General features: G+C 42.3%; 9 protein-coding genes. 5 read left to right on the top strand and 4 right to left on the bottom strand.

Translation table 11 applies throughout. The features are described from left to right. Positions 1–4: 4 nt before the first annotated feature. Both KA713_17905 and KA713_17900 read left to right on the top strand, forming a co-directional pair. On the top strand, positions 5–3,385 hold the full coding sequence (locus tag KA713_17905) for a PD40 domain-containing protein (GenBank protein ID UXE66305.1): 3,381 nt from the start codon (positions 5–7) through the stop codon (positions 3,383–3,385). Between the two features lie 51 nt (positions 3,386–3,436). Beyond that, positions 3,437–4,315: a YicC family protein gene (locus tag KA713_17900; GenBank protein ID UXE66304.1), complete on the top strand. Its 879-nt coding sequence runs from the start codon at positions 3,437–3,439 to the stop codon at positions 4,313–4,315. Positions 4,316–4,323: 8 nt separating this feature from the next. Here KA713_17900 and KA713_17895 read toward each other — a convergent pair whose 3' ends face one another. Continuing rightward, positions 4,324–5,655 (bottom strand): ammonium transporter, encoded by a 1,332-nt coding sequence (locus KA713_17895; GenBank protein ID UXE66303.1) that lies wholly within the window; start codon positions 5,653–5,655, stop codon positions 4,324–4,326. Positions 5,656–5,718: 63 nt separating this feature from the next. Here KA713_17895 and KA713_17890 point away from each other — a divergent pair, with 63 nt between their 5' ends. The 3 genes from KA713_17890 (at position 5,719) to KA713_17880 (ending at position 9,530) form a co-directional block, all read left to right on the top strand. Further along, positions 5,719–6,240, top strand: a complete 522-nt coding sequence (locus KA713_17890; GenBank protein ID UXE66302.1) for a transposase — start codon at positions 5,719–5,721, stop codon at positions 6,238–6,240. Next, positions 6,221–6,757 (top strand): IS630 family transposase, encoded by a 537-nt coding sequence (locus tag KA713_17885; GenBank protein ID UXE66301.1) that lies wholly within the window; start codon positions 6,221–6,223, stop codon positions 6,755–6,757. Before KA713_17890 ends, KA713_17885 begins: the two co-directional genes overlap by 20 nt. A gap of 343 nt (positions 6,758–7,100) precedes the next feature. Continuing rightward, a complete protein-coding gene (locus KA713_17880; GenBank protein UXE66300.1) occupies positions 7,101–9,530 on the top strand; it encodes a bifunctional YncE family protein/alkaline phosphatase family protein in 2,430 nt (809 codons plus the stop codon). 59 nt (positions 9,531–9,589) lie between these two features. Here the strand turns inward: KA713_17880 and KA713_17875 are convergent, their stop codons facing one another. The 3 genes from KA713_17875 to nqrF form a co-directional block, all read right to left on the bottom strand. Next, the gene (locus KA713_17875) at positions 9,590–10,327 is read right to left on the bottom strand and encodes a hypothetical protein (GenBank protein UXE66299.1); all 738 of its coding nucleotides are present in this window, start codon (positions 10,325–10,327) and stop codon (positions 9,590–9,592) included. A gap of 3 nt (positions 10,328–10,330) precedes the next feature. Beyond that, positions 10,331–11,491 carry a formimidoylglutamase gene (locus tag KA713_17870; GenBank protein UXE66298.1) on the bottom strand — a complete coding sequence of 387 codons (1,161 nt, stop codon included), beginning with the start codon at positions 11,489–11,491 and terminating at the stop codon, positions 10,331–10,333. A 156-nt stretch (positions 11,492–11,647) separates the two neighbouring features. Beyond that, a complete protein-coding gene (gene nqrF, locus KA713_17865; GenBank protein ID UXE66297.1) occupies positions 11,648–12,943 on the bottom strand; it encodes an NADH:ubiquinone reductase (Na(+)-transporting) subunit F in 1,296 nt (431 codons plus the stop codon). Positions 12,944–13,035 lie beyond the last annotated feature (92 nt).

Genomic DNA, 13,035 nt, shown 5'->3' with positions numbered 1-13,035 from the left:
ACGTATGAGATTTATTGGCGGGGGCTTAAGCCTGATTTTGGTTTTATCGTTTGGATGGAGTGAGGCGCAACAAGCCCGTGAGGTTTTTGGAAAAAATCGTATCCAATTCAAAACGTTTGAATGGAACTACCTCAGCTCAGAAAACTTTGACGTTCATTTTTATGGTGCGCGCAGAAAAGTGGCCGAAGAAGCCCTTCAATATTTAGAATCGGAATTCGATCGCATTACCGACCTGTTGGGATTTTACCCCTACCAAAAAACAAAAGTATTTCTATATAACTCCATCACCGATTTGCAACAAAGCAATATGGGCCTAAATGCCAATCGCTACAGCTCGGGCGGAGAAACAGAATTTATTAAACCTTATGTAGAAATTGCGCACCCTGGCAATCTTGACGAATTTAAAGAAGAGCTTCTTTACAAGATGTCGGACTTGATGGTGAACCAAATGATGTTTGGTGGCAACCTTAAAGATGTTTTCCAAAACTCGGTGCTATTGAATTTGCCCGATTGGTTTATTGATGGTACTTCATATTACGTAGCCAAAGGCTGGGATGAAGAAATGGACGACTATGTTCGTCAATTGGTAAAGAGCAAGCGCGTCAGCAAAGCATTGCGTTTCACCGACAAAGAGGCCGCCTTAGTTGGTCAGTCCATTTGGAATTACATCGTGGAAAAATATGGAAAGAGCAGTATCAACAACATTCTCAACTACACGCGCATCATCCGCAACGAGGAAAAAAGTATTTTAATCACGTTGGGGGTTCCGTTCAAACAATTAATGGTTGATTGGCGCACATTTTATGGAGGTATTGAAACTAAAATAGAACAAAGCTACACCACTGCGGAAGACTCGCTTAAGTTTAGTGACAAACACCGCGATGCCTTGATTTACACAACGGTGAAGATTAGCCCCGATGGAAAAAAAGTTGCGTATGCCGAGAACTACCGTGGTAAGTTTAAAGTAATTGTGAAGTCACTTGAGAACGGCAAAGAGTCTGTTATTCTGCGGGGAGGAAATACCGTCATCAAACAAACAGTGGATTATCGTGTGCCCCTGCTAAATTGGGCCGATGCCAATACGTTGGGAGTGATTGGCGTAAAAGAAGGTCAATATATTTTTTGGTTGTACGACCTTACCACGAAAACCAAACTACCGCGCGAACTTGATAAATTCAGCAACATCCGAAGCTTTAGTTTTTCGAACAACGGGCGATTGGTCATTGTGAGTGCCGACTTCGAAGGGCAAAACGATTTGTTTTTGATGGCAAGCCGAAGAGATCGCACCAAGCGCCTGACCAACGATAAATTTGATGACCTGGATCCATCCTTCATCCCCAATTCCAATACGATTGTGTTTAGTTCAAATCGGGTAAATGATTCGTTGCGCGCAGGGGCCACCAATTTGCAAAAGGTAACGGCCAACTACAATCTATTCTTGTTCAATATTGATACTACACTTAGCCGCTTAACACGGGTAACCAATACCCTCAGTCGAGATTTTCATGCCAAGGCCATTGATGAGCATAACTTTTTCTATTTGAGCGACCAGCGCGGCATTGTCAACCTGTTTCGCTATAACAGCCAAAATGGTATTTACTCACAGCTTACCAACTACAACTCCAGCATTAAAGAGTACGACATCAATTACCAAAACAAAATGTTGGCGATGGTGCTCACCCAACGATTGAAAGAAGATATTTTCATCGACCGTGATTTCAATTTTGAGCGTCAGATATTTACACCCGCCACCCGAAGAAAAGAAATATTGCAAGCACGAACCTTTACCGAGCGAAAGAAAAAAGAACAAGCAAAAATTACCAGCATCAAAGATTTGATCAACAACCGAAGAAAAGAAAAAACGGATACTTCTTCAATTGACCTGCCTGTTGAAACAAAACCAATTAAAAAAGATACCCTTCAACAAAAGTCTGCTCAAAAAAAGGATAGTGTGAAAGCAACCGTTATCAACACCGATGATTATTCGTTCGATACACCCGCCAAACCCGATTCCATTCCAGCTAAAAATGCAAAACCTGTTACCAATCAAAAAAACATAAACACCAACGATTATGTTTTTGAAGAAGAAGCCGTAAAATCAAAACAACCAAGCGAAACTTTTTTAACACGTTATTTAAAAGCCCGCGAGACCAGTCGTGTTCAGGGGCCATTTCCGTATACCCCAAAGTTTAGTTACGAAAATTTAGTTTCAAGTTTTGTGGTAGACCCTTTGCGGGGATGGAGCATTCGCCTAGAAACCCAAATGAATGACATGTTGGAGAATTACCGTATTTATGGCGGAATTCAAACCGCTTTTGATTTTAAAAGTGGTGATGTATATGGAGAGTTTCAATACTTACCAAAGCGTTTAGATCTAAGTGTTCGTTTTGATAGGAAGGTTATTTTTTGGCAGCCTCCTAACCGCGAAGCCTTTACGGCAGAAAATCAAAAATATTCTTTTCAAAAAATTGAACTCGGTGTTTCTTATCCTATCTCTGTCAGAACAAGAGTAACACTAAAGCCATTTTTTGGGTATACCGAGTTTCTTGATAGAGGTTTAAACTTTCCTGCACAGCCACCTGTTTTTCGGCCAACACAAACACAGTTTTATTCCGGTGCCAAGTTAGAGGCTGTCTATGATAACTCTCTGACAACGGGCATGAACATTATTGAGGGAACGCGTGGAAAAATAGGGGCCATTGTTTACAACGCCAACGGAAACAGCTCTAAAAGTTTTTCACAGATTTATGCGGACGTTCGCCACTATCAAAAAGTATATAAAGAAATTGTTTTTGCCGTGCGTGGGTATGCAGGCTCTTTCTTTGGCAACTCACCAAAAAATTATGCACTTGGGGGAATGGACAATTGGATCGCCAACCAGTTTAATTACAATGGAAAGCTCAATCCATTTGTAAGTCAACAAGGAACTTACAATGAAAATCTTCTCTTTACCGAATTTGCCACCAGCTTGCGTGGGTTTGATTATGGTACGTTGTATGGCAACAGTGTAGCTTTGGCAAATGCAGAATTTCGCGTACCGCTGGTGCGGGCACTTTCCAGTGGCCCCATCACTTCTAATTTTTTCCGCAATCTGCAATTCACCGCTTTTTATGACATTGGCAGTAGTTGGACCGGCCCCATCCCTTTGAATAATGAAAGCAACGGAAGGGTGCGGCAGGTTCCAGATCCAAATACCCCAGGCGCCAGCAACAATCCGTTTAGAGCTGATATTAGAGAATTTCTGAATCCATGGTTGTATAGCTATGGGGTTGGATTTCGCTCCATCATTTTTGGTTACTACTTAAAACTAGACGTGGCGTGGCCGACTGAAAATTTTATTGTCAAAAACCCGCGCGCTTACGTAACGCTTGGGTTTGATTTTTAATTCTGAAAACTTAACAGCCTTCGCTGCCAGCGGTTTTCGTACTTTTGCCCCATGCTTAAATCCATGACTGGCTTCGGCCAAACCACCGTTGCCACCGGCAACCTCAACATCACCATAGAAGTAAAATCGTTGAACTCTAAATTTTTGGATATCAACCTGCGGTTACCAAAAAAATATGCTGAAAAAGAATTAGAAGTACGTAACCTTCTTTCGGATAAACTAGAGCGGGGAAAAATTTCCTTTTCGATTGAGATCCAATCCAATGGCAAGGCCGATGTTAGTCAACGGTATAACGAAGAATTATTTGAGGCCTATTATGCACAACTAAAAAAATTGGCCGACCGCGTAAACGCAAGTCACGATACGCTGTTCAACTTAGCGCTGAATGCGCCCGAAGTACAAAGCACCAACACCAAAGAAGAGTTGGATCCACAAGAGTGGGAAAAAATGAACACAGCTATTTTAGATGTTCTTGCAAAATGTGATCAATTTCGATTGGCCGAAGGGAAAGTATTAGAAAACAAATTGGAAAGTTATTTGGCCACCATTCGGGCTGGACTCGCGGAGGTAGAGATACTAGATCCCAAACGGATAGAGCGGGTGCGTGCAAAAATAAAAGGCAGTATAAAAGATTTTTTTGGCAGCGAAGGCTTTGATGCCAATCGGCTTGAGCAAGAAATTATCTTTTACATTGAAAAACTGGACATACACGAAGAGCGCGTACGTTTAAAAACGCACTTGGATTATTTTTTGAAAATCATGGGAGAGAAGATTTCGAATGGGAAAAAACTAGGATTCATTGCCCAGGAAATCGGTCGTGAGATAAACACCATCGGCTCCAAAGCCAACGATGCCGAAATTCAAAAGCACGTGGTGGTAATGAAGGAAGAGTTAGAGAAAATAAAAGAGCAGTTGAACAACATTATTTAAAGGTAATTTTACATTGCTTCTTCTACTGTTTCCATTCCAAAGGTTTGAATTTGCTCACCGTGTTGACTAAGATCCGACCCTATATTTTTTTCAGCTTGTGAAATCGTCATCGGAGAGATTATATCTGTTATTTTCAAAATAAGAAAAGAGCCTATCACCACAAAGACTATCGCCAATACTAAACCCACCAAATGAATGTTGAACAAATGAAATTCGCCAAACAACAACCCATTTCCGGTTGTATTGAGTGGGTTAACTTTTGTATTTGCCAATAAACCCGTCATCAACATTCCAACGGCACCACCGACTCCATGGCAGGGGAATACATCCAGCGTATCTTCAAGCGAAGTCTTTGATTTCCAATGAACCATCCCATTGCTGATTAAGCTCGCAATTGTGCCAATAAATAAACTGGATGGAATTGTGACAAAACCAGCAGCTGGTGTAATGGCAACCAAGCCTACCACAGCACCGATGCAAAATCCTAATGCAGAGGGCTTTTTACCTTGAACTACATCAAACAAAACCCAACACAATCCCGCAGCCGCTGAGGCAGTATTGGTGGTGGCAAATGCAGAGGCCGCCAAAACACCAGCGCTCAATGCGCTGCCGGCATTGAAACCAAACCACCCAAACCATAACAAACCTGTGCCCAATAGCACAAAGGGGATGTTGGCGGGCGCGATCGGTGCTTTTGCAGTTGTTTTGTCCCGTAAGTAAATCGATGCAACCAAGGCAGCAAAGCCTGCAGACATATGGACTACCGTGCCCCCAGCAAAATCCAATAGCCCTAGTTTAAAGAAAAATCCATCGGGGTGCCACGTCATGTGGGCCAACGGAGCATAGATGAATAGACTGAATAAGACTAAAAAAATAATATACGATTTGAATTTAATTCGCTCGGCAAATGTACCTGTGATCAAGGCAGGGGCAATGATGGCGAACTTCAATTGAAAAAAAGCAAATAGAACCAGTGGGATGGTGGGCGCCAGCGACCAAGGTTTTCCATCTAAAACATTTTGAAACATAAAAAAAGAAACTGGGTTACCCACGAAACCACCCATAGAATCTCCAAATACCAGGCTAAACCCAACCACAATCCACAATACACTGATCACACCCATCGCGATGAAACTTTGAAGCATCGTGGAAATGATATTCTTGGCATCTATCATGCCTCCATAAAAGTAGGCAAGCCCGGGGGTCATCAAAAAAACCAAGGCGGAGGCGGTAAGCATCCACGCCACATCGCCTCCATTAATCCCTTCAGTAGAAATGGAAGTGGGGACTGCAGGGACAAATAGAGCCAAAACGCTGATCGCGATTATACACAGCGACATAAGTAATGCAGTATAATTATTAAATTGTTATCTTTGTTTTCAACAAACTAAAAATGAAGACAAATGAAACGGTTATTTATTAAAGACGACAAGAACATGCACATAGCCATCCAACAGGAGATACACAGATCGGATGATTCCAAGTACGATCATAGGCTACACGGTTTATTGTTGGTTCTTAACGGCTATGATTGTTATACCGTGGGAGAATTGTTTGGTCAATCCCCTACTACTATTCAGAGATGGGTAAAAAGTTTTAACAGCAAAGGGTTTTCTGGTTTGGCAGAAGGAGGAAAGTCAGGTCGGCCTGGTAGTCTAAGCGAGAAGCAATGGCAACAATTAGGTGATGACTTACGCAAAAGCCCTGTCGATTTTTCTTATGGACAGAATTTTTGGGATGGTAAGTTGATGTCCGCCCACCTTAAAAAAAAGTATAAGGTTGAACTGGGCGTCCGTCAATGCCAACGGATATTTAATTCGATGGGATTTCGACTACGAAAGCCGCGCCCACTAATTGCAAATGGAGACCCAAAAGCCAAAAAGGCTTTTAAAAAAACTCCTTTTGATGGCAATAAACAAAAATAACGATTTGCGTTTTGAGGATGAATGTCATTTTCAGCAGCATGGTTCAAGGTGCAAAATGTGGTTTCCGCCCGAAGATAAAGACCCCGTTTTGCTTCATGCCCCCACACGGAAAACCATATCACTTTTCGGGGTGGTAAGTGCAAGTACTGGACAGATGACAACAATGCTAACCAAAGTGTTCAACGCAATGACCTTTTTGGCGTTCTTAAAAAAAGTCCTCAAGACAAGAAAACGCGGGAAGAAATTGATCGTGGTTCTGGACAACGCAAGATATCACCATGCTATTTTGTTGAAGTCGTGGCTATCGGAAAACCAGGATAAAATCGGCCTAATGTTTTTGCCACCATACAGTCCCGATCTAAACAATATTGAGCGGGTTTGGAAGATAACACGCAGGAAATGTACCCACAATAAATATTTCTCCACACTGGGCGAAGTAGAGTTAATTATAAAAAAACAAATGAAAGAGTGGGGAAAGCCAAATGAAACAATACATAAATTATGCTGCATTATTTAAGTCGCTATGTATAGTAAACCCAAATAAATGACAGATTTTTTCATCGTTCTTGTTATTGTTCAAAATACATCTAAACAATACAAATATTGGAATAGATGGGTATTTTTTAATGTACTTTATCAAATAAATTACCTAATCCGATTGAAATGAGTTTATTTTTTACCCTTGCAGCAAAAAATTGCTATTAGTAGGATTTTGGGATAATCACTAGCCGGAAGATCAACGATCACTCATATAAACTCGCACACTGGCTTCTGAGGCGATTCGTCATAATTAGTTAACCTTCTCCATCAGACGATTGAGACATAAATCGATTAGCTTTGACCAGAATCAATTAGCAACAATGAAAAATCTACTTCTCCTTTTGGTATTGACGGCAGGTTCATCGCTGTGTGCCCAAACCCTAGAACAATTAAAAGCCAATCAAATTACATTGCCTACGGGCTGGAAGTTAAGCCCTGTGGGCAGCAGTATTAAGCTAGGCGATTTGCCGTTAAATATTTCCATTGCACCCAATCAAAAACTGGCAGCCGTTACCAACAACGGACAGAGCACACAATCCATTCAGTTGATTGATTTGAAAACACAACAGGTTGTTGATACAAAAATCATTGGCAAGGCGTGGCTTGGCTTAACCTTTAGTGCCGATAGTAAAACACTTTACGCATCGGGTGGAAATGACAACTGGGTGGTGCGCTATTCCACGCAGCAAAATAAACTTACCATTTTGGATACCATCGTGATCGGAAAACCGTGGCCGGAAAAAATTTCAATTGCCGGGCTGGCGCTTGATGACGCTCAGAATCGATTATACGTTACCACGAAAGACAATAATTCCATTTATGTAGTGGACACTAAAACCAAAGGCATTCTCAAACAAATAAAACTAGCTGGCGAAGGATATACGTGTTTGTTGTCGAAAGATAAAAAGCGGCTGTATGTTTCGTGCTGGGGTTGTGACCGAATTGTTTTAATCAATACCCAACAATTAACCATTGAAGGCGAAATCAAAGTGGGTGATAACCCGAATGATATGGTGCTATCCAAAAACAATCAATTTCTTTTTGTAGCCAATGCCAACGACAACTCTGTTTCGGTCATCGACTTATCGAAGAAAAAAGAAATTGAAGTATTGAATGCAGCACTTTATCCCAATGCTCCAAGCGGCTCAACAAGCAACAGCGTGGCGTTGAGTAGTGATGGCAAATACCTTTACATCGCCAATGCCGATAATAATTGCCTGGCTGTATTTGATGTTTCCAATCCCGGCAACAGCCAGAGTAAAGGATTTATTCCTGTGGGATGGTACCCCACCGTGGTGCGCACCGTTGGTTCCACTTTATTGGTGGCCAATGGAAAAGGTTTTTCTTCGCTGCCCAACCCAATGGGCCCAAGTCCGGTAAAGAAAAAACAAAAAGTAAATTATCAACAAGGCGATACCAAAAAGGCCGAAGAAGTGCAATACATCGGGGGTTTGTTCAAAGGCACGCTTAGCTTCATTTCAGCACCGGACGAAAAACAGTTGGCTTCATTTTCGCAGGCGGTGTATGCCAACTCGCCCTATACCAAAAAATCTGAAACAGAAACAGCCGGCCAAGTAGGCAACCCTATTCCTACAAAACTTGGTCAACCATCGCCCATCAAATATGTTTTTTATGTCATCAAAGAAAACCGCACGTACGACCAAGTATTGAGCGATGTGTCCGGTGGAAATGGAGACACTACTTTACTTTTGTTTGGAAAGAAAAATACTCCTAACCAACATGCCCTCGTCAAGGATTTTGTACTCTATGATAATTTTTATGTGAACGGTGAAGTAAGTGCCGATGGACATAATTGGAGCTTGGGAGGATATGCCACTGACTACCTTGAAAAAAATTGGGTGACCAGCTATGGTGGGCGCGGAGGCACCTACGATGCTGAAGGGACGCGAGAAATTGCCAATAATAAAAACGGATTCATTTGGGATTTTTGTAAACGCGCTGGTGTTTCATACCGAACGTATGGCGAATTTGCCGATAATGGCAAGGCAAACATTCCCGTGCTGGAAGGGCACTTCTGCAAAAAGTTTACCAGCTGGGATGAATCGGTGATGGACACTACCCGGTTTTATCAATGGAAACATGATTTTGATTCGCTACTTGCCATCAACCAAGTGCCGCGGCTCAACACCCTGCGGTTTATAAACGACCACACGGAGGGCTTGCGATTGGGCAGACCAACACCACAGGCCCACGTAGCCGACAACGACTATGCCGTGGGATTATTTGTAGAATATTTAAGCAAGAGTAAGATTTGGAAAGAGACCGCCATTTTTATTGTGGAGGACGATGCCCAAAACGGGCCCGACCATGTGGATGCACACCGCAGTTTGCTTTTTGTGGCCGGTGGTTTTGTGAAGCGAAATTATATTGACCACACCATGTACTCCACCGCATCAGTGTTGCACACCATTGAAATGATTTTAGGTTTGTCCCCGATGAGCCAATACGATGCGGCTGCTGAAACACTCTGGAGAAGTTTTAATGCAGAGCCTAACCTTACACCCTTCAATTCGGTTCCAGCCGAAATGAATTTGTTTGAGCGGAACGTGGCGATGAACGAATGGCAACGAAAAAGCGAAAAGTTCAATTTCCGAAAAGAAGACAGTGTGCCAGATGATGAATTTAACGAGGTGCTGTGGGCCGCCATCAAAGGAGATGGGAAAAAATGCCCCGCACCACGACATGCAGCTTTTGTAAAGGTTGGGGTTAAGGAAGAGGAGGAAGATTAATCGCTACCTCGTTTTTTCTTCTCAATAAAAGCAACAAGTCTGAGAAAAGCTTCTTGGCGTCATTTTATTTCAACTAAAATTCTTGATAATTCAATCTTACTCAATTCTTCTAATTCACCTCTCTTAAAAAGGTCTTCCAGTTGTTGCAATGTCTCCGTTCCCTTCGGCTTTAAATTAATGTAATCCAAAAATAAAATACCCTCTACTCTTCGCGGGTTGATGGCTTTGCGGAATCGGTACCCGATTTTTCCCTCTTCGCTAAACGAATACGAGAGATATCTTATTGAATAATCTTCTGTATCGATCCAATAGTTAAACACATCTTCATAATCTTCTCCTCCACCCTCCTTACCAAAGGTAACTTCAATTTTATAAAAACTTTTGCCATCCAATTCTGTGGTGCCTAAAAATTTCTTTTTTACAGAAGCGTCATTTAATCCGTAGGGCAATAGCGCAAAGTAAACAACAGAATTAGTGGAGGCACTGTATTTTACTCTCATGGAATCAGCTACCTCTGCAATCACGCCATTGATCTCCCTCCTAAATCCACTATTGCCGACAAAGTCGTGAATGGTTTGGGTTGAATCTTTGTCGCTTTTAAAAATACGTTCGTACGAAAATTTTCCACCTTCGCGCGTGGCAATATAGTGGCGGTCCCGAAAATCAAACTGAATTGTTGAATGCAAATAGTGATCACCTCCTGCGGCTGCGATAGCTTTGTCTACAATGGTTTGTGGATCATTTTGGGTGCAACCAACTACTACTACACTGCACAAAAGAATTAAAAAACTACGCATGGCTTAATTAATTTTTGCCAATGCACTAATGTATCGCTCAGGCAATTCTCCACGCGATGCAGTTTGATAATCGTTGTAACTGCAGGGGACAATGGTATTGCGTAAGTAGCGCGCTCCCGGCCTATGCTGCGAAATTTCCATCCACCACTTCTCCGTCACCTTACTTTTATAAAATGCAATAGTCTCGGGTTCTACCGGCATGGATACCACATATTTCAAAAAATCGTTTCCTTTAAAATTCGTCTCGCCCTTTCGGTGATAATATCCCTCAATAAAATACCAAATCATGGTGGCAATAACAGAAGCCGTTTTCTTATGCACATCGTCCGCCTCGGGGTTGTATTCATAAAATCCAGCCGAACTCAACTTTTCGTTGAGGCCCGCATACCAACACAGTTGGCATGCCTCTTCACCTGTTAAGCCAAAAGCTTGGGCATTTGCATTGCCGGGTGCATCGGCCGATTTGATCGCTGTTACATCAAAAGAAAGCAAGTCTGCATTTCTGATAGCTGGCTCAATTTCGGCTAAGTTGGTCCTCATTTGCCCAATGCGAAATGCCTCAAAATATAGTTTTTCCAATATGGCCACAGATTGCGCATCGATCAAATAAGTTTGATGGGCCAAGTGCGTATAGCTGAGCAGGTAGTTGGGCTCGTGCAACAAAATTTTGTGTATGTGCCTATTTGCATTCGGTGCCTGCTTATCGTCTTCCAAATCCAAAAATGCATCGATATTCAAAAGGTTCACCAACTTCTCCATGTTTTCATAGCCGCTGTATTGGCCGTAATCCAAATCATGCGTTCCTCCTATAATCACCGGCAACACATTGCTTTCGAGCAGCATGCGGCAAACTTCACTCAACCGCACGTAGGTTTCATCCAAATCAATACCAACATTCAGGTTTCCTAAATCGACTATTCGATACGTACCAGATCCCTTTTTTAAATGATAGAGTTTCTTCCTGATCTCATCAGGTCCTTTGGCAGCGCCAACATTGGTTTGCGTGCCGCGTTCTTCTTTCACCCCGATGATGGCGATGTGGGCATCTTTGTAATCGGGAATCTTTTCGGTATAAGCCCTTATATTTTTAAAAAATGAATTATTGGGATACGGCTGCGAATAAATTGATTCGGGAATGGGTGAGAAGAGTATGGTGAGATCCATGTATTGAATTTGCAAACGAATGTAAGCAAAAGAATTATTGCACACTAGATTGTTGATTGATCACCCGAAAAAATAGGCGCCTGTTCTTACAAATTGCAGAAAACAAAAAAACCTCTTTGCAGAGGTCTTTTGCTTTTGCCAGATTCATCGAGAGTTTTAACCTCCAAAATCATCAAAGCGAACGTTCTCTTTTGGTATGCCCATGTCATCGAGCATTTTCAATACGGCCGCATTCATCAACGGAGGGCCACACAAATAGTATTCTACATCTTCGGGTGCGGGATGGTTGCCCAAATAATTATCGTACAAACATTTGTGGATGAAGCCCAAATAACCGTCCGCTTCTTTATCATCTAAACTCTTCTTCACTTTCCAATTATCTTCCGGCAAAGGCTCGGACAAACCAATATGGAAATTGAAATTCGGAAACTCTTTTTCGATTTTGCGGAAGTGGTCTACATAAAACAATTCCTTCTTTGAGCGGCCACCGTACCAATATGAAACTTTGCGCTTGGTTTTTTCGGTGTGGAATAAATGGAAAATCTGCGCACGCAATGGAGCCATGCCTGCACCGCCACCAATGTACACCATCTCACGCTGTGTTTTGTTGATATGGAATTCCCCGTAAGGGCCAGAGATGGTAACCTTATCGCCTGGCTTGCGCGAGAACACGTACGATGAACAAATACCTGGATTCACATCCATCCATTTGTTATTGGCACGATCCCACGGTGGCGTAGCAATACGTATGTTGAGCATTACAATGTTGCCTTCGGCAGGGTGGTTGGCCATCGAGTAGGCGCGGAAAATCGGCTCCTCGTTTTTCATTTTCAAATCCCACAGCTTAAACTTATCCCAGTCAGGTTTGAAAACCTCAGGGTTGCTATGACCCAATTCGGGGTGTGGTTTGATGTCCATGGTTTTAAAGTCGACATTGATGATTGGTACATCAATCTGAATGTAACCGCCTGCTTCAAACTTCAAGGTTTCGCCAGGCGGCAACTTCACCACAAACTCTTTTATAAAGGTAGACACGTTGTAGTTGCTCACTACCTCGCATTCCCACTTTTTGATACCAAAAATTTCTTCGGGTATGCGGATGTTCAAATCTTGCTTCACTTTTACTTGGCAACCCAAACGAACATGCTCCTTTTGCTCTGCCCTTGAAAGATGGCCCACTTCAGTTGGCAATACATCTCCCCCACCCGATTCTACCACGCATTTGCACATGGCACACGTGCCACCGCCACCGCAGGCGGAGGGCAAAAATATCTTTTCGTTGGCCAGGGTCGATAGCAAGGAGCTACCAGCAGACACTGTGATGGTTTTTTCACCATTTATAAGGATTTTAACCGGCCCCGACTGAACCAACTGCTTCTGAGCAAAAATCAACAAGGCAACCAACAACAAAATAACTGCTGTAAATGCCACAATGGAAGTGAGAACTAACATAGATTCTATTTATAACTGTTGTAAAGGACTACAAATATATGAATCGGAGCTAAAATCCATCAAAATAGGCATGGGTAAATTGCTAAAAACCA

The organism is Chryseotalea sp. WA131a (genome assembly GCA_025370075.1).
Lineage (GTDB): Bacteria > Bacteroidota > Bacteroidia > Cytophagales > Cyclobacteriaceae > ELB16-189.
The sequence above is the reverse complement of the archived record's forward strand: the minus strand, read 5'-3'. Positions and strand labels throughout refer to the sequence as shown.

Coding starts and splice junctions, on each gene's coding strand:
- KA713_17905 (UXE66305.1), top strand. CDS start 5: ATGAGATTTATTGGCGGGGGCTTAAGCCTGATTTTGGTTTTATCGTTT.
- KA713_17900 (UXE66304.1), top strand. CDS start 3,437: ATGCTTAAATCCATGACTGGCTTCGGCCAAACCACCGTTGCCACCGGC.
- KA713_17895 (UXE66303.1), bottom strand. CDS start 5,655: ATGTCGCTGTGTATAATCGCGATCAGCGTTTTGGCTCTATTTGTCCCT.
- KA713_17890 (UXE66302.1), top strand. CDS start 5,719: ATGAAACGGTTATTTATTAAAGACGACAAGAACATGCACATAGCCATC.
- KA713_17885 (UXE66301.1), top strand. CDS start 6,221: ATGGCAATAAACAAAAATAACGATTTGCGTTTTGAGGATGAATGTCAT.
- KA713_17880 (UXE66300.1), top strand. CDS start 7,101: ATGAAAAATCTACTTCTCCTTTTGGTATTGACGGCAGGTTCATCGCTG.
- KA713_17875 (UXE66299.1), bottom strand. CDS start 10,327: ATGCGTAGTTTTTTAATTCTTTTGTGCAGTGTAGTAGTAGTTGGTTGC.
- KA713_17870 (UXE66298.1), bottom strand. CDS start 11,491: ATGGATCTCACCATACTCTTCTCACCCATTCCCGAATCAATTTATTCG.
- nqrF (UXE66297.1), bottom strand. CDS start 12,943: ATGTTAGTTCTCACTTCCATTGTGGCATTTACAGCAGTTATTTTGTTG.